This window comes from Herbaspirillum sp. SJZ106 (genome assembly GCF_006715495.1).
Lineage (GTDB): Bacteria > Pseudomonadota > Gammaproteobacteria > Burkholderiales > Burkholderiaceae_D > Herbaspirillum.
In genome coordinates this window covers 293,814-311,797 of record NZ_VFNI01000003.1, presented here as the reverse complement: position 1 = coordinate 311,797, position 17,984 = coordinate 293,814, and the positions used below count along the sequence as shown (strand labels likewise).

The following is a 17,984-nucleotide window of genomic DNA, read 5'->3' as shown; positions in this document are numbered from 1 at the left end:
CCCCATACACTCACTGTGGCTAACAGCGGCATAACGATCGAAAAGGCCTGTACCAGACAACCTCTTCCCCCTACCACCAATCCTCAGTTGACTTGGGATCTTTCTGCCATACGCCAAGCTTCCATCAATCGCTCCCGGCTCATAGCCCTAGGCCGCTGCAACCCCAAATCGCGACTCATGCCAATGAGAGCAGTCTCCTCATCATCTCCTTCGGCGCAGTAGCGGCCTGCCAACACGTTCAGCTCTGCAAGAGATACCTCGTCAACCTGCCGAGCACTGCCCGCAACCGGTTTTCTGAACGAAATCATCGAACGGTCCTTCAGCCGTTTTGGCCAAATGAACAAACCGACTGACTCAGCCTCAGTTTCGAAATGCTGCGAAGTCAAGTCTACGACACGACTAACGATACGAGCCCCCGTGCGCACCCAACCGTGGGCACGAGCAATGCGACGTGCAAGAACCTCATCTCGGACGGGCCCCTCCGCCTCAACAACCTCGGCAATCATCCCGAGCAACCGCTCATCGTAGCTGTCAGAAAAGAAAAGGTCGGGATCAGCAACATGGTCGGTCGTCGCCAGATCCACCTCGACGAAGTAGTTTTGCTCAGGCATCAATTCACCTGCCGCAGAACGCGCGTACATCTCGGAGGTTTCAACTGAATGCGCAGTCACGGGAACCGGTACCGCAGATGCCACGTGCGATGGTGCTTCTCCAGATGAAATCTCCTCGTCGTCAGCGGCGTTGGCCATAGCGACGACCTGCTCCTTCATTTCCGCAGCTTGCTCAGCAGCGACCATTTCCGTCTCACGCTTGACATCCAAAATCTGACGAAGCTGAGCGTCTATTTTTTCCAAAGTCCCAGGCATATCGACCCACCAGTCCGTGGACCAAATGCGGACGATATCCCAACCAAGCCCACGAAGGACTTGCTCGCGGAGCTTGTCACGGTCGCGGGCGGTTGCAGAACGGTGATAGGTAGCACCATCACACTCCACTCCGGCCAAGTAACGTCCTGGCGAATCTGGGTCAACCACACCCAGGTCAACACGGAATGCAGAGACGCCGACCTGTGGATGCACAACCCATCCTCGTTCTGCAAGAGCACTGCATACGGCCTTCTCAAATGGACTATCGAAGTCACCGATACTGCCAGCAACAAATTCGCCCAAAGCACGCGCCCCCTTCTCAGCAAACTCGAGGAAATGCTTCAAATCTCGAACGCCCAGCGCTTGAGTACGAGTGAGGTCCATCTTCTCCGGGCGGAAGCTGCCAAACACACGCAACTCCTGCCTCGCCCGAGTAATAGCCACGTTCAAACGACGCTCCCCGCCCTGTTGGTTCATAGGTCCAAAGTTCATGGGCATCACACCATCCAAACCTGGCCCATAGGTCACAGAGAAATACATAACATCACGCTCATCCCCCTGAACGCTTTCCAGATTCTTCACGAACACAGGCTCAAGTGCTGTATCAGCGAAGTGCCGTTCGATAGAGGAGTCTTTGCGACGCGCATCGTCTAGCAAATCCTCGATGAGTCGCTGCTGCTCCGAATTGAAGGTTACAACACCAACAGTCAAGCCTGCATCGTTGAAATCAGGCTCCTTCAGACGTGCAACCAGATCCGCCACTAACGCCTTGGCCTCTGGCTTATTGGTCCGCGATGCTCCACGTTCGTACTGGCCGCTGGAGACAAGATTGAAACTCACTGCCCTATCATTGGTCACGGGACTCGGGAACGTGACCAGCTCTCCGTCGTAGTAGCGATAGTTAGAGAAGGCAATCAAGCTTTCGTGACGGCTACGATAGTGCCAGGAGAGCTTCATGGTTGGCAGGTTTGCGCCGATGCACTCTTCCAAAATGCTCTCGAGTTCCACTTCAACGTCAGAATCGTCAACATCAGACTCAGCACGATCAAAGAAGCTTGTCGGTGGAAGCTGCTTGGGGTCGCCGACCATAATGACTTGGCGGCCACGTGCCATGGCGCCAATTGCATCCCATACTGGAATCTGCGATGCCTCATCGAAGACAACCACGTCAAAATCTGCCGTTTCAGCTGGGAGATACTGTGCAATCGAAAGTGGGCTCATCAGAAGACAAGGAGTCAAACGTAGAACCGCCTCCGATGCCCGGAACATCAAGTCACGCAGCGGAAGGTGCTTGGTCTTCTTCTGCATCTCGTAGCGCAAGAGACCCCACTCCGAACCTTGCGAAACCTTTGCCGGAGAAGGCAAGCCGGCAGACAGCTGTGCGCGCACCCATTGCTGGGTTAGCGCGATGAATTTACGATCCAGTTCTCGGAAATCTCGAATCCGCTTCTCATGTTCGGCCGAGACAAAAGTGCGCAGGACATCATCGCCATCGACAACGGCATTGAGCCACCAACGGCAATAATCCGTCTCGAAGGCCTGCTGCACCGTCCCCAAAGCCACTGTTCCTTGCTCAATCCCGGCAACCAGTGGGCCGAGGCCGAGAGACAGTGCATGCGTCCGGGCCTTACGCCACGCACACCAGTTCTTGAGACGGTTAGCCTCTTTGGCAACCTGATGAGCTCGCTCACCTACCTCGCTGGGGAGTAGCGCCAGCAAGCTTCCGTTATCGCTAGCAGGAATACCACTGGCAGCCGCAAACAACTTCACTGCACGCTCGAACTCATTCAGGGCCCCGTCATAGCTCCGACTCGCACCTGCAATAGCGCCCGCCGGCGCAAGGAGGACGTTACTATCGCCGAGCAGAAGAGAAATTGGGCCCTTCACTTGGGCAAGAATTTCAGGAGTATTCGCAAGGCTTGCCAAAGCTGTCGTGAGTGCCTCAAAGAACTTCAGAGCCGGCTCAATGTTGGGAATCTTCGTTTGCAAGCCATTCCACAAACCATCTGTTTTTCCTGCCAAATCACTGTAATCCTGGATTTCATCGGCCAGCGTCACCAGCTCACGCATCCTGTTTAGGTCATTGCGTGCCAACGTACCAGCACGCCCAGCCTCAATCACAGAGTAACCTTCGTCCGCCCAGCGATTCTCACTACGTGCCGAAGCCAGCGCCGCCTGAAAAACGAGATAAGCCTTTGCAATGACCACGTCAGTGTCGAAGCCTTTCCACACCGGCGCTGTTTCCTGCCCCAACTTATCAAGAGAGCTTACGGACTGGTCGATTTGACGAAGCTCACGCATGCGTTGAAGGTCTTCTCGCGCACCTTCGCCGCAAAACCCCCGCCCAACCGGATCCAAGGCGACATCTTCCCATGGCTTACGCCCACGCGAACTCTCCAATGCAAGCTGGAATGCGTGCATCGAACGTGCCACATCAATCTCAGTCTTCAGCCCTGCCCATGCGCCAGCCGTCGGCAACGACAGGTCATCGAACTCCTTGATTTTTAGCGTAAGCTGGTCGATTCTCTCTAGACGCTCAATGTCTCCGTCGATATCTGGCTCACCGGCGCTGGTCGCTAATCCCTTCAGTTGCTTGACCAAATTTCGCTTGCGAAGGAGGCTCACTGGCCATGAAGACGCCTTGAGCTCCTTCAAAGCGTCCTGAAGTTCGGTAACGACCTTGCCGGAGATACCATCCTTGTAGGCCAGCGACAGCTGGCTAACTACGTCTTGCCTAGTTCGCAGCAGTTCGATGGCGCTGTAGAGGCGCTCAACTAACGCCCCACTCCAAGGCGGGGACAAGTTGGCGCGCAGCTCCACGTCACGCTGAAGATGCCTGATGCCGTCCCGCAGGTCGTCAAGTACCTGGGCACTGGTCGGCACCGATAGCTCTCCGAGCAGTTTGCGATAACGTTCAACGAGTGGAACCGCCTTTCTCAGATTATCTGCAATAGCCTTGGCGTCGGGGCGCAAGACAAAGCGCCAGTCGTACCCAGATGCTTGCGGAAGTACGGATGCCAGGGCATGTAGCCCTGAACGAACGCGCGAATCCAACGGCAACTCCAGCAAGCCTATAGCGCTCCGAAGGGTTGATGCGGCAGCTTCGAAGCGAGCTACCACATCAGGGACGTCCCTGGCTGTATTGACGAGCGCTTCGGCCCAAAGGGGCGACCATTCCGTTTGAACGACGTACGACAGCGGGCTGCTCAGGAGATTACCTCCACCAAATGCCCTGGCATTCACATCCAGCAGATCCGCAGTTTGACGCAGTTCCCTAATACCGCTGGCATCGTGCGCAGCAGCCGTAGTCCAGGACAAGCGGAGGACCGGAAAGTCTCGACCACCAACAACCCGGCCTATAGCTTCATAAACGCTCAGACCATTCGGGTGCCTGGTGTGAAGACGTTCTACATATCCATTGAGCTGGGCACGTAAGCCCTCCAGACGCTCCGCTTCTGCATGCCAATCCTCCGGATTCAATGCCGCTGAAGCATCCCAAGACGTCCGTAGCTGCTCCAGAACGTCAGTCTTGCGCGCCTTATTGGAGTGCAGCTCTAGGCAAAAATTACCCAAGCCAACCTCGGCTAAACGCCGGTACACGACGTCCAGTGCAGCCATCTTCTCGGATACAAATAGAACACGCTTGCGCTCGGCAAGGAACTGCGCAATGAGATTCGAGATAGTCTGGCTCTTCCCCGTACCAGGGGGACCGATAAGAACAAAATCTTTCCCCCTGCTTCCTGCGACAACTGCTGACAACTGCGATGAGTCGGCTGGCAGCGGACAGAAGGTCTCTTTGACTGGTAACTCACTATCCAGCCGACGAACGTCAGGGAATTCGACCGTACTTTTATAGGAATCCCGCGGTGTATCCAACAGATGCTGCACCACCGGGTTCTTCTTCAGGTGCTCAATGCGCTCGGTCAAGTCCCTCCACATGAGATATTTTGCGAAGGAGAACGATGCCAGGACAACGTCGTCAACAACTTCCCACCCTGGAATGTCCTTCACGGCATACGAGACGGTTTTCCAGATGCCAGCCACATCAAGTCCAGAATCATCCTGAGGGAGCCCTGTATCGCGAACGCCGAGCTCCAATTCATAGTCCTGTCGAAGCATCTGAATAAGCGTTGGATTGAAGCGCGCCTCATCATCATGCAGTTTAATACTGAAACCAGAACGAGCGCTGCGTCGTTCCAGGGATACAGGTAGCAATATCAGCGGGGCACGGTATTTCTTGTCGTCCTTGGCGTCTTTCGTCCAAGACAAGAAACCGAGCGCCAAGAACAAGGTGTTGGAGCCCCCTTCTTGCATTGTCGTCCTTGAGCTTCGGAACAACTCAAGCAGACGTCCCTCAAGTTCATCTTGAGCCAGACCGACAAAGACCTCTTTGCGCTGAAGTGCGTCCAGAGCATGCTGACGCCGTACGTGTTCACGCTCACGAGCCTCATGAATTGCACGATTGCGCGGATCTTCTCCATCCATCAAGTCCGGTCGGCTTAGGAGCTTGATGGCATGGCCTTCTGCCAGCACATCCTCAAGCCATCCCGGCTCAGGAGCATCAAGCTTCACAGACTTTTTACCAGCCTTGAAACTCAGGAGATTGTTACGAAGAGAGAGGTCGAGCAGCTTTCGTTGCCAGCGAGAGAGTCGGTCCTCTGGACGCTCGTCTTCCACGACGGGCTCGGCACCAACGCTATCCAACTGCTCTGGAGGTTCTTCCCAGCGTGCATCCTGCGTTTGCGGATGCCTCTGGTCTGAGGTATCGCGCTCAATCGCCTTCTCGCTCGCAAGAGGTTTGATTCGCTGCAACCGGGCACGCCGGATGTCGATGGCCAGTTCGAAAATGCCCTCTTCAGCTTCAGATATATGCTCTTCACCTTTCACTACCGTGAAGCTGAAGGCAGGCAGCGGTCTCTGAACGATGAGGGTCGACTCGAACAGAACCATCTCTCGCAGTTTGACTCTCTTACGCAACGCCGTGATGTCATCAATAACGGTGGAAGAGAACTCCTCGTTTTTCAGCCAGACGCCAGGGAACGCGTGTCCCCGCTGAAATACGATGAGTGGATTTAAGCCAGCCTGTTCCAACGCAGCGCATAGAAGGAGGGTCAGATCCATGCAAGTGCCGAGACCAGATTCCTCAATCTGACCAGGCCCACGTACCTTCTGCCCTTCCCGCTCAAAGCTCGCTGGCGGCAGTGCATAGTCCAAACCCATGGAGCCAATAGCCGTCCAGATTGCGGACACAAGCTCCCATGCACGTTTGGCCCCTTCTTGATATCCATTGAGGGAACCCGATTTCCCAGCTTTGCGTAGGACTTCTGCTGCCCGCTTGAGCACGCGCTCAACCGCCGGCTCGTTAGGTTGCACGAAAGCGGCAACCATGTCCGGTAGCGACGACAGCCCACCCCACTGATTCCGCGGCAAAAGCTCCACTGTTTGCTCAGAAGCAGCGATGCTCAGGGGCTCGCTTCCTGCTGTGACCAAATCTAACTTCAGGATTGCCTTTTCAGACTCGGTCAGCCGCCCCAATAGCGCCCCCTCAAGGCCAATATCGAGGTCGTTGATACGAATTGTCTGGCCAGCAGCCAAGTGGTCAAGGTGCCAAGTCTTAGGCTTCAGGAAAGATGGTTCTGACGCGACAACAAGCTTCAAATCGCGATACGAATTCTCAGTTTCGTTGATTACCGCCAACTCATGAATTACTGGGACAGCGTTCTGAAAGTCCGCAAGATTGACCCGCCCAGATACGCTTGCTTGGATTTTTACTTCGCGCATTACCTCTTCCGGCGGCTGCGCCGGCCCGATTTCCCCAAACTGCATGGTGGATCCCCGATTTTTAGATGATTTTTGACTCGCCACACACTAGTGACTCCCCTCGGAAACAACGTCGTTTCTCCCCAGCTTAAGCGAAACGCTCTATTTCCCTCATAGTCTCTAGGCTACAACATTTCTCGCAGTGACCACTACGTTCAGCTGCATCTGGACTTTAGTCATCTACACAATATCCTTTGTTTTTATCGCTTGCCCTGCGCGCCCGGCTTGACTACACTGAGTCGATAAAATTAGAACAACCGTGCTTTTAATCAAAATTGGAGATAACATGAATACCAAGGCATCCCCTTCCGCCCTGCCCCGTCTTGCCGCAGCCGGCGTGCTGCTGGCCGGCCTGCTGGCATCGGCCTGCGCCTTTGCCGACGGCTCCCCGGTCGGCTTGTGGAAGAACATCGATGACGCCACCGGCAAGCCCAAGGCGCTGATCCGCATCACCGAAAGCAATGGCGAACTGTCGGGCAAGATCGAGAAGCTGTTCCGCGCGCCGGAAGAAGACCAGAACCCGGTCTGCGAAAAGTGCGAAGGCGAACTGAAGGGCAAGCCCATCGTCGGCATGACCATCCTCTCCGGCCTGAAGAAAGATGGCGACGAGTACAACGGCGGCCAGATCCTCGACCCGGCCAACGGCAAGCTCTACAAGAGCAAGCTGACGGTGGTCGAAGACGGCAAGAAGCTCAACGTGCGCGGCTACATCGGCATGCCGATGCTGGGACGCACGCAGACCTGGGTGCGCGAGGAATAAGCGCCGCGCTGTCTGCCACGGCAATACCAATGCAAACGGCAACGAAAGATTCGTTGCCGTTTTGCTTTGTGTGTGTGGAGGGGGGAGCGTTCGTTGCTTAACGCCCCGCCTGGGATTTTTGCACGTAGCGGTCAAGCTCGCGTGCAAACGCGCGGCCGTCGCTTTGGCTGAAAGCGGCCGGGCCGCCGGTTTCCATGCCGCTGCTGCGCAGTTCTTCCATGAAATTGCGCATGCTCAGGTGGTGGCAGATGTTGTCGGCGGTATAGAGCTCGCCGCGCGGATTGAGCGCGACGCCGCCCTTGGCGACGACGTCGGCCGCCAGCGGGATATCGGCGGTGACGACCAGGTCGCCGGCCTGCGCCAGCCTGACGATCTCGCGGTCGGCCACGTCGAAGCCGGCCGGCACCACCACCGATTTGATGAAGCGCGAGGGCGACGTGCGCAGCCCCCGGTTGGCGACCAGGGTCACCACGATGCCGGTGCGCTCCGCCACGCGGAACAGCATGTCCTTGATGACGCCCGGACAGGCGTCGGCATCAACCCAGATCTGCATGGAGAAACCTTGCCGCGCAAGCGGCGGTGTGAGGCCTTGGCGCTGTATTCAAACGAAGGAGACGGTCAACCCCGGCAGGGTAACGCCGGAAAACGCGGTGACCCAGGTCTGGCCCGGTTCGATCGGCAGGGCATCGGTCCAGGTGCCGGTGGTGATGATCTCGCCGGCCTGCAGCTGTCGGAACTGCGACTGCTTCTGCAGCAGCTGGTGCAGGTGCCACAGGGCGTGCAGCGGGCTGTCCATCTCGTCGTTGCAGAAACCGGCGGCGCGCAGCACGCTGGAGGACTCGGTGTTGCACGACAGCGAGACGGTGGCGCCAGCCAGGATCTGCGACAGGTGGTGGCGCGTGCCGGAGGACAGCACGTGCGGCTCGCCGATGATCAGCGTGCCGTGCAGGCCGAAGGCGGCGATCGAATCGGCTACCGTGAATTCCCAGTTGGCGTAGGGGCACACGACGATCTCGAAACCGTGCGCCATCCATTCCAGGCAGTCGGCCAGTTCGTCCAGCGTGGCGTTGGGCGCCGGCGCCTTACCCAGCTTGAAGACGATCTCGGGTTCGATGCGCGGCTGCACCGCGCCGGCCAGCGATTGCGTGCCGTGGTTGTCTTCGGCGAAGCGCACGGTGGTGTCGAACACCGGGGCCCAGATCGGCGTGCGGGTGTCGTCGGTGACGCCATAGCGCGACCAGGACTTGCGCACCGAAAAACCGATCTTGCGCCCGACCGGCTGCTCGCCTTGCGCCACGCGGATGTTGCGGATGCTGTAGGCGATGTCGTAGGCGTCCTCGAGCGAGAGCGGCTCGTTCTTGGAGATCAGGGGAATTTGCTTCGAGTTGGCCCGCGCATCGAGCAATTGATGCGCATAGCGGCTTGCTTGGCTCGACATTAGCATGACAGGCTCACATCGAAAGATAGTGAATAGCTATCCATTGTCGATGACGATTAGTTTTTGCACAAGTAAAAACTCGCCTTTGCAGGCATTCAGGCAAAAATTGCATACGATTGCACTATTGCACGTAAAACGCTGTTTGCGCCAGCGCAACAATGCGTCGCCATGGCCGGCTTTGGATGCGCGCCGGCAACATCCTGCCGCCGGCTCAGCCGCCCCACAGGTCGCCGTTGGGGCTGGTGCGCGGCGCGGCGACGCCGAAGTGCTGGTAGGCCGCCGGGGTGGCGATGCGGCCGCGCGGGGTGCGCTGCAGGTAGCCTTGCTGGATCAGGTAGGGTTCCAGCACATCCTCGATGGTGTCGCGCTCTTCGCCGATGGCGGCCGCCAGGTTGTCCAGCCCGACCGGGCCGCCGCTGAACTTGAACAGCACCGCTTCGAGCAGCTTGCGGTCCATCAGGTCGAAGCCGACCGGATCGACGTCCAGCATCACCAGCGCCGCGTCGGCCATCGCGCGGGTGATCTCGCCGCGGCCCTTGACCTCGGCGTAGTCGCGCACGCGGCGCAACAGACGGTTGGCGATACGCGGGGTGCCGCGGCTGCGCTTGGCGATTTCCAGCGCGCCATCCTCGACGATGGGCGCGTTGAGCAGTCCGGCGCTGCGCGTGACGATGCGCGCCAGTTCGGGCGGGGTATAGAACTCCAGCCGGGCGACGATGCCGAAGCGGTCGCGCAGCGGGTTGGTCAGCATGCCGGCGCGGGTGGTGGCGCCGACCAATGTGAACGGCTGCAGGTCGAGGCGCACCGAGCGCGCCGCCGGGCCTTCGCCGATCATGATGTCGATCTGGTAATCCTCCAGCGCCGGGTAGAGGATTTCCTCCACCACCGGCGACAGGCGGTGGATCTCATCGATGAACAGGACATCGTTGGCTTCGAGGTTGGTCAGGAGCGCCGCCAGGTCGCCGGCGCGCTCCAGCACCGGGCCGGAAGTCTGGCGCAGGTTCACGCCCATCTCGCGCGCGATGATGTGCGCCATGGTGGTCTTGCCCAAACCCGGCGGGCCGAACAGCAAGGTGTGGTCGAGCGCCTCCCCGCGCCCGCGCGCGGCCGCGATGAAAATCTCCAGCTGGCTGCGCACCTTTTCCTGGCCGACGTATTCGTCGAGCTGCTTGGGGCGCAGGGCGCGCTCGATGGCCTCCTCGTTGGCCGAGGCCGGGGTGGCGGCGATGATGCGCTGTTCGGAAAAATCGTCGGTCTGGATGCTCATGCGGTAATCCTATCCCTCTCCATCAGGCCTTGGACAAGGCCTTGAGCGCGTGCTTGATGCCGTCGGACACGCTGGCGTCCTTGGGTACCTGCTTCAGCGCCAGCGTCGCTTCCTTGTCGGAATAGCCCAGCGCCAGGAGCGCGTTGAGGATATCGGCCGAGGCATCGGCATGCGCGGCGCCGCCGGCCGCGCCGAGGTCGGCGCCGAGCTTGCCCTTCAACTCAAGCAGCAGGCGCTCGGCGGTCTTCTTGCCGATGCCGGGCACCCGGGTCAGGCGCCCCGCTTCCTGCAGCGTCACCGCCTGCGCCAGGTCGGCCACCGACATGCCCGACAGGATCGCCAGCGCGGTGCGCGCGCCGACGCCGGAAATCTTGATCAGCTCCTTGAAGGTGTTGCGTTCCTCGGCGGTCCCGAAGCCGAACAGGATGTGCGCATCCTCGCGGATGGCGAGGTGGGTCAGCAACACCACCTTGTCGCCCAGTCCGGGCAGGTTGTAGAAGGTGCTCATCGGCACCGCGACCTCATAGCCGACGCCATTGCAGTCGACCAGCAGATTCGGGGGATTTTTTTCGAACAGGGTTCCGGAAAGGCGACCGATCATGGCATGGATGTGTTGTGCGTTGGTATCAACGATAAGCCAGAATGATACAGTACTGTTTGGATAAACAGTATCCTGCTTCACCCGGCGGCATCCACCGACACCCGCCGAACCGCATACAAAAAGGACAAGCATGGCAGGCAGCAGCTTCTTCGCACTGATCGACGATATCGCCTCGGTATTGGACGACGTTTCCGTGATGACCAAGGTCGCGGCCAAGAAAACCGCCGGCGTGCTGGGCGACGACCTCGCCCTGAACGCCCAGCAGGTGACAGGGGTAAAGGCCGACCGCGAACTGCCGGTCGTATGGGCGGTGGCCCGGGGCTCGCTCAAGAACAAGGCGATCCTGGTGCCGGCGGCGCTGGCCATCAGCGCCTTCATCCCGTGGGCGGTGACGCCGCTGCTGATGCTGGGCGGGGCCTTCCTGTGCTTCGAGGGCTTCGAAAAGCTGGCGCACAAATACCTGCCGCACGAAGCTGGCGAGCAACACCGCGAGGGTGCCGGCATACCCGCCGATATCGATCCCGTGGCCTATGAACAGGACAAGATCAAGGGCGCCGTGCGCACCGACTTCATCCTCTCGGCCGAAATCATCGCCATCACCCTGGGCACCGTGGCCGGCGCGCCGCTGCAGCAACAGGTGACGGTGCTGGCCGGCATTGCGCTGCTCATGACGGTAGGGGTGTACGGCATCGTCGCGGCCATCGTGAAACTCGACGATGGCGGACTCTACCTGCTGCGCACGGCCGGCGCCGGCACAATAGGCCGCATCAAGCAAAAACTGGGGCGCGCCATCCTGGCGGCGGCGCCGGCCATGATGCGCAGCCTGTCGGTGATCGGCACCGTGGCCATGTTCATGGTGGGCGGCGGCATCCTCACGCACGGCTTGCCATTCGCGCACCATGGCATCGCGGCGGCAGCCGCGGCCATCGCAGGCGTGCCGGCCGTCGGCAGCGTACTGGCGGCGCTGACGCCGTCGGTACTCGATGCCGTGTTCGGCGTGGTGGCGGGAGGTGTGGTGTTGCTTGCGGTAGAAGCGGTCAAGCGCGTTCTTGCGCTGGTGAAAAGACCGGCACAGTAACCATTGCCGTCGTCCTGACGAAAGTCAGGATCCAGCGTCGTTCAACGACCATCGATACACAACGAAAGCCACTGGATCCCGACCTGCGCCGGGATGACGGCGACAGGAATACGGCTTCATCCGACCAGCCGTCCGCCGCGCATGCGCAAGCCCTTCTTCGCCAATCCCGGCGCCAGCGTCCCCAGGCTGGCCAGCACATCGCCGCCGTGCGCATGGCAGATCGCCACGCCCAGCGCATCGGCGGCATCGGTGCCGGGCAGGCCCGGCAACTGCAGCAGCCGCGCCACCATTTCCTGCACCTGCGCCTTTTGCGCCCGGCCATGGCCGGCCACGGCTTGCTTGACCTGCAACGCGGTGTATTCGGCCACCGCCAGGTCGGCGCCGACCAGCGCGCAGATCGCCGCCCCGCGCGCCTGCCCCAGCAGCAAGGTGGATTGCGGGTTGACGTTGACGAACACCTTTTCGATCGCCGCGCAGTCGGGCGCATAAGCGCGCACCACTTCGGAAACGCTGTTCAGGATCACCTTGAGCCGTTGCGGCAGGTCGCCGTCGGGCGTCTTGATGGTGCCCGAGGCGATATAGGACAGCTTGTTGCCCTGCTTGCGGATCACGCCGAAACCGGTGGTGCGCAAACCAGGGTCGATACCGAGAATTTTCATGAGCCCGAACTTTGAGATGACTGCCGGGGCAGACAACGCCTGATGACCGCGCGTGCGCGCAGCCTTGATCAGGCTTGATGATAATCGATCCTGGCCGGCCCTAATCGGCCTTCACTACCTCGACTACCTTCCACTCGGCGCCCTGCGACTCATACACGGTAAATACCGGGTTCTTCAAATTCCCCTCGCGATCGAATTCAATGGGCCCCGTCAGCCCCTTGAACCTTTCCTTGTGCAAGGTCTCCGCCAGCTTCTGCGGATCGAGCGAATTAGCGGACTTGATGGCCTCGCCCAGTACCTGGACGGCATCGTAAGCGCGCAACGCGCTGACATCGATATAGGATCCCTGGAAATTCTCGATGTAGGCTTTTTCGAAAGACTTCCACCTGGCCATCCTGTCCCTGGGCTGGTCCGATTCCAGCGACAGGATATTGCCGACATCATTGACCCGGCTCAGCACATATTGGTTGTTCATCCCATTCATCGCATTCAGGAATCGGGTGGTCAACCCCAGGCGCTTGGCGCTGACGATCATGTTGGCGGCCTGCAAATGCGTGCCGCCCCAGAAAATCGCGTCGGCTTTGCGTTCCTTGATATCCATCAGCGCCTGGTTGAAGTCGGACGTCTTGTCGCTCACCGAATAATGGCCGGCAATCGTGCCGCCGGCGGTTTTGAAGCCATCGCTGAACTGACTTGCCATGGCGGCGCCGGACGGCGTTTTGTCATCGATGACGGCAATGCGGCGCAGCTTCAGATCGCGGTAGGCGTATTTCCCGAACAGGATGCCGCCCTGCTCGCTGTGACCGAACATGCGAAACACATTGTCATATCCGAGCTGCGTGAATTGGCGGTTGGTCGCGCCCACCGACAGCTGGGGAATATGCTCCGCCTGGAAAATATCGGCGGTGGCGATGCATACCGTCGAACTGTGGCAGATCACAGCCTGCACTTTGCGCTTCAGCAAATATTGCGCAGCCAATCTGCCGGTATTGGCGTTGAAACGGTCATCCTGGACAAGCAGCTGGAAATTGACCTTGACGTTGTTGACCTTGATGTTTTTCTGATTCAGTTCGTCGATTGCCAACTGGGCGCCATTGACCATGCTGATGCCGCGTTCCTGATTGGAACCGCTCTGCGGCGCCAGGAAGCCGATCGAAACCGCGACTTCCTGCGCCTGTCCCGCAGCGCAAGACATGCCGGCTCCAATGGCAAGCAACAACAGGAACGCCCGCCGGAATCCGGCGCGCATGCAGCGAAATAAGCAAGTCATCATCCCCCCCCTCCCAAGGATAAAAAATCGCAGGCCATTATCCATCGAAAAAAACGATATGACACGATGACGGCACAATCGCCGATACGCAAAACAACAGCGTCCGCCCCCCTCAGGCCGCTCAAACATCCTTCCGACAATTTGCGGCATTGCACGCTCGGGCATCCTCACACATTCTCACGAATTTTCACGGCGTGGCCGCCTTCAGCGCCTGCGCCTGGCGCACCCATTGCTGCACCGAAGGACGCTGCCATTGGCGCTTGGCGTACTGCTGCAACGCCGGCGGCAACGGGTCGCCATGCAGTGCCAGGCGGTTGAGCATCACCGCCAGGTCGGTGTCGGCGATGCACCATTCGCCGAACAGGTTGTCCTTGCCGGCCAGCAGCGTTTGCGCGGCGGCCGCAAGCTTGTCGGCCGCCGCCTTGGCCGCCGCCGACAAGGGTGCGAAACCCTCGCCATAGAACACCACTTCGGTCGGCCGCTCCTGGCGTATCGGCATCAGGTCGCTGCGCAGCCAGGCCTGCACCTCGCGCGCCTTGGCCCGCTGGCGGACATCGGCCGGATACACCGCCCGATGTGCCGGCGCGGGAAAGCGTTCTTCCAGGTATTCGGCAATCGCGGTCGATTCGGCCAGGTGGAATTGGCCGTCCGACAAGGTCGGCACGCGCCGCGTCAGCGACACGCTGGCGTAACCGGCGCCCTGGTTCTGGCGCGCGGCCAGGTCGATGGTCAGCAACTCGAACGGCAACCCCTTCTCGGTCAGCGTCACGAAGGCCGACATGGCGTAAGGGCTGATGAACTGGGCATCGACGTACAACTGCAATGGCGGCGTCTTCAAGCGGTTTCTCCTTGATGGTCTGGTCTTGCGCACATGCGCTTTCGATCCATCGACACATTAAAGCAAAATAAGGCAAAACAAAGCAAAACGCCCGGCAATGCCGGGCGTTTTCGATCACATGACTGCCAGCGGATCAGTGGCGGAAGTGGCGCGTGCCGGTCAGCAGCATCACCACGCCGCGCTCGTTGGCGGCGTCGATCACTTCCTGGTCGCGCATGGAGCCGCCCGGGTGGATCACGCAGGTCGCGCCGGCATCGACCACCACGTCCAGGCCGTCGCGGAACGGGAAGAAGGCGTCCGAGGCCACGGCCGAACCGGCCAGGGTCAGGCCGGCGTTGGCCGCCTTGATCGAGGCGATGCGCGCGGAATCGATGCGGCTCATCTGGCCGGCGCCCACGCCGAGCGTCATGCCGTTGCCGCAGAACACGATGGCGTTGGACTTGACGAACTTGGCCACGCGCCAGGCGAACATCAGGTCTTGCAGTTGCTGCGGCGTCGGCTGCAGCTTGCTGACTACCTTCACTTCCGGCAGCAGCACGTTCTTGGCGTCAGGCGACTGCACCAGCAGGCCGCCGCCGACGCGCTTGAAGTCGTAGGCATTCAAGCCGTTGCCCAGCGGGATTTCCAGCAGACGCACGTTCTGCTTGGCGGCGAAGATCTTTTTGGCTTCGTCCGAGAACGCCGGCGCGATCAGCACTTCGACGAACTGCTTGGCCACCGCTTCGGCCGCCGCGCCGTCCAGCGGGCGGTTGAAGGCAATGATGCCGCCGAAGGCCGAAGTCGGGTCGGTCTGCAGGGCCTTGCTGTAGGCTTCCAGCGGGTTGGCGCCGACCGCCACGCCGCAGGGGTTGGCGTGCTTGATGATGACGCAGGCGGCCGTTTCGGCGGCGTCGAAGGTCTTCACACATTCCCAGGCGGCGTCGGCGTCGGCGATGTTGTTGAACGACAGTTCCTTGCCTTGCAGCTGGGTGTAGTTGGCCAGCGCGCCGTCGACCTTCTTGATGTCACGGTAGAACGCCGCGCTCTGGTGCGGGTTCTCGCCGTAGCGCATGTCCTGCACCTTTTCGAAGTGCAGGTTCAGGGTGTCCGGATAGGCGCTGCGGGTGGCGTGCTGCTTGTCCTGGCCCAGCGAGGTGAAGTAGTTGGTGATGGCGCCGTCGTATTGCGCGGTGTGGGCGAACACCTTCTTGGCCAGCGCGAAACGTTTCTCGTATGGGAGGTCGCCGCCGGCCTTCAGGTCGGCCAACACGCCTTCGTAATCGCTCGGGTCGCAGATCACCACCACATCCTTGTGGTTCTTGGCCGAGGAACGCAGCATGGCCGGGCCGCCGATGTCGATGTTCTCGATCGCGTCTTCCAGCGAGCATTCTTCCTTGGCCACGGTCTGCTGGAACGGATACAGGTTCACCACCACCATGTCGATGGTCGAGATGGCGTGCTGTTCCAGCGCGGCCATATGCTCGGGGAAATCGCGGCGCGCCAGGATGCCGCCATGCACCTTGGGATGCAGCGTCTTGACGCGGCCATCCAGCATTTCCGGGAAGCCGGTGTAGTCGGCCACTTCGGTGACCTTCAGGCCGTTGTCGGCCAGCAGCTTGGCGGTGCCGCCGGTGGACAGGAGGTTGACGCCCATGGCGGACAGCGCGCGCGCGAATTCGAGCACGCCTGCCTTGTCGGATACGGAAATGAGTGCTTGTTTGATCATGGTAGGCAAGACTGGAAAAGGAAGATGGAAACCTGAAAACCGTTGATGAAATAAGTTGAAGCAGTTGGCTCAGGCCGGCGCACGCGACACCGGCCGGCGCTCAGAGCAGGCCGTGCTGCTGCAACTTCTTGCGCAGCGTGTTGCGGTTGATGCCGAGGATTTCGGCGGCCTGCGACTGGTTACCTTCGGCGCGCGCCATCACGGTCTCGAAGACCGGCTTCTCGACCGTCGACAGAACCATGTCGTAGACGTTGGTGGGCAGTTGTTCGCCCAGGTCCCGGAAATATTTTTCCAGGCTCTTCTTGACGACATCCTCAATACTTTCTTTGCTCATTGTTTTGTGCTTCTGTTTTTATCGGCACCGCCGCGGCCGCGCGCAACCTGACGTTGCGTTCCCCGTGGACTGGTTTGTTTGCAGCAATGCCGTGCTGTTGATCAATTTGCGCGTCCTGCGCATCCGATTCGTTTCTCTTACTGTTTCGCGAGGAAAAACGCTTCCCTCGACACCCGGAAAATCAGGCGGCAAGCGGCTCTTCGGCCAAGCCGTATTGTAACCGCTCGCCATAGGCCGCCTGCCCCGCGAAGAAATTGCGCACCGCCTCGAGCTGTTCGGCGCAATTCTCGATGCGGTTCATGCCGCGCCGGAAATCCTCGCCGCCGGGCAAATCGCGCACATACCATCCGATATGCTTGCGCGCCGTGCGCACGCCGAGGTAATCGCCGTAGAACGCGTAATGCGCCTGCAAATGCTCGTCCATCAATTGCTCGACTTCGGTCACCAGCGGCGCCGGCAGGTAGTCGCCGGTGTCCAGGAAATGCGCGATCTCGCGGAAGATCCACGGCCGTCCCTGGGCGGCGCGGCCGACCATGACGGCGTCGGCGCCGGTGACGCGCAGGACTTCGCGCGCCTTTTCCGGCGAAGTGATGTCGCCGTTGGCCACCACCGGAATCGTCACCGCCGCCTTGACTGCCGCGATGGTGTCGTACTCCGCCGCGCCGCTGTAGCCGTCGGCGCGGGTGCGGCCGTGCAGCGTCAGCATGGCGATGCCGCTTTGCTCGGCCCGCGCGGCGATCTTCAGCGCGTTCTTGTTGGCGCGATCCCAGCCGGTGCGGAACTTCAGCGTCACCGGCACGTCGACCGCGCCCACCACCGCATCGAGGATACGGGCCACCAGTTCTTCGTCCTGCAACAGGGCCGAACCGCACCAGCTGTTGCAGACCTTCTTGACCGGGCAGCCCATGTTGATATCGATGATCTGGGCGCCGCGCTCGACGTTGTACTTCGCGCAATCGGCCAGCATGGCGGGATCGGCGCCGGCGATCTGCACCGCCTTGGGCTCCATCTCGCCATCGTGGTTGATGCGGCGCGAGGTTTTCTCGCTTTGCCACAGCCGCGGATCGGAGGCGGCCATCTCGGACACGGCATATCCCGCGCCCAGCTGCTTGCACAGCTGGCGGAAAGGACGGTCGGTCACACCCGCCATGGGAGCGACGAACACGTTGTTTCGCAAGGAATACGGTCCAATGTTCACGAATTGGAAGAGCGGGTTCTGACCTATTTCCACCCCGCGTTCGAATGAGAAGGGCGGAGTGCAAGGCGCGGTGCACCGCACAGGGTGGTGCCCTGTGCAAGCGCCGCAACGCCGCAATTCGCCCTTCTCATTCGAACCCTCCGGGCAGTC

The 17,984-nt window shown here is 60.2% G+C and carries 13 protein-coding genes; 2 read left to right on the top strand and 11 right to left on the bottom strand.

The window, feature by feature from the left end:
• Positions 1 to 83: 83 nt before the first annotated feature.
• The gene (locus tag FB598_RS11230) at positions 84 to 6,692 is read right to left on the bottom strand and encodes a DUF3320 domain-containing protein (protein WP_141914593.1); all 6,609 of its coding nucleotides are present in this window, start codon (positions 6,690 to 6,692) and stop codon (positions 84 to 86) included.
• 280 nt (positions 6,693 to 6,972) lie between these two features.
• Here FB598_RS11230 and FB598_RS11225 point away from each other — a divergent pair, with 280 nt between their 5' ends.
• Positions 6,973 to 7,446, top strand: a complete 474-nt coding sequence (locus FB598_RS11225; protein WP_141914594.1) for a DUF2147 domain-containing protein — start codon at positions 6,973 to 6,975, stop codon at positions 7,444 to 7,446.
• A 97-nt stretch (positions 7,447 to 7,543) separates the two neighbouring features.
• Here the strand turns inward: FB598_RS11225 and FB598_RS11220 are convergent, their stop codons facing one another.
• The 4 genes from FB598_RS11220 to ruvA all read right to left on the bottom strand — a co-directional run bounded on the left by FB598_RS11220 (position 7,544) and on the right by ruvA (position 10,752).
• Positions 7,544 to 7,999 carry a YaiI/YqxD family protein gene (locus tag FB598_RS11220; protein WP_141914595.1) on the bottom strand — a complete coding sequence of 152 codons (456 nt, stop codon included), beginning with the start codon at positions 7,997 to 7,999 and terminating at the stop codon, positions 7,544 to 7,546.
• Positions 8,000 to 8,047: 48 nt separating this feature from the next.
• A complete protein-coding gene (locus tag FB598_RS11215; protein ID WP_183405837.1) occupies positions 8,048 to 8,890 on the bottom strand; it encodes a 2-keto-4-pentenoate hydratase in 843 nt (280 codons plus the stop codon).
• A gap of 205 nt (positions 8,891 to 9,095) precedes the next feature.
• A complete protein-coding gene (gene ruvB / locus FB598_RS11210; RefSeq protein ID WP_141914597.1) occupies positions 9,096 to 10,151 on the bottom strand; it encodes a Holliday junction branch migration DNA helicase RuvB in 1,056 nt (351 codons plus the stop codon).
• 22 nt (positions 10,152 to 10,173) lie between these two features.
• Entirely contained in the window at positions 10,174 to 10,752 is a 579-nt protein-coding gene (gene ruvA / locus FB598_RS11205) for a Holliday junction branch migration protein RuvA (protein WP_141914598.1), read from the bottom strand.
• 130 nt (positions 10,753 to 10,882) lie between these two features.
• Here ruvA and FB598_RS11200 point away from each other — a divergent pair, with 130 nt between their 5' ends.
• The gene (locus tag FB598_RS11200; RefSeq protein WP_141914599.1) at positions 10,883 to 11,830 is read left to right on the top strand and encodes a DUF808 domain-containing protein; all 948 of its coding nucleotides are present in this window, start codon (positions 10,883 to 10,885) and stop codon (positions 11,828 to 11,830) included.
• Between the two features lie 116 nt (positions 11,831 to 11,946).
• Here FB598_RS11200 and ruvC read toward each other — a convergent pair whose 3' ends face one another.
• From ruvC to dusB, 6 genes are all read right to left on the bottom strand, one after another.
• Positions 11,947 to 12,489: a crossover junction endodeoxyribonuclease RuvC gene (gene ruvC / locus FB598_RS11195; protein WP_141914600.1), complete on the bottom strand. Its 543-nt coding sequence runs from the start codon at positions 12,487 to 12,489 to the stop codon at positions 11,947 to 11,949.
• A 100-nt stretch (positions 12,490 to 12,589) separates the two neighbouring features.
• The gene (locus FB598_RS11190) at positions 12,590 to 13,804 is read right to left on the bottom strand and encodes a branched-chain amino acid ABC transporter substrate-binding protein (protein ID WP_183405838.1); all 1,215 of its coding nucleotides are present in this window, start codon (positions 13,802 to 13,804) and stop codon (positions 12,590 to 12,592) included.
• A 142-nt stretch (positions 13,805 to 13,946) separates the two neighbouring features.
• Positions 13,947 to 14,597, bottom strand: coding sequence for a glutathione transferase (yfcF, locus tag FB598_RS11185; RefSeq protein WP_141914602.1), 651 nt, complete (start codon positions 14,595 to 14,597; stop codon positions 13,947 to 13,949).
• Positions 14,598 to 14,730: 133 nt separating this feature from the next.
• The gene (gene purH, locus FB598_RS11180; protein ID WP_141914603.1) at positions 14,731 to 16,302 is read right to left on the bottom strand and encodes a bifunctional phosphoribosylaminoimidazolecarboxamide formyltransferase/IMP cyclohydrolase; all 1,572 of its coding nucleotides are present in this window, start codon (positions 16,300 to 16,302) and stop codon (positions 14,731 to 14,733) included.
• Between the two features lie 100 nt (positions 16,303 to 16,402).
• Positions 16,403 to 16,636 carry a Fis family transcriptional regulator gene (locus FB598_RS11175; RefSeq protein WP_008117471.1) on the bottom strand — a complete coding sequence of 78 codons (234 nt, stop codon included), beginning with the start codon at positions 16,634 to 16,636 and terminating at the stop codon, positions 16,403 to 16,405.
• A 181-nt stretch (positions 16,637 to 16,817) separates the two neighbouring features.
• A complete protein-coding gene (gene dusB / locus FB598_RS11170) occupies positions 16,818 to 17,834 on the bottom strand; it encodes a tRNA dihydrouridine synthase DusB (protein ID WP_141914604.1) in 1,017 nt (338 codons plus the stop codon).
• Positions 17,835 to 17,984: the final 150 nt, after the last annotated feature.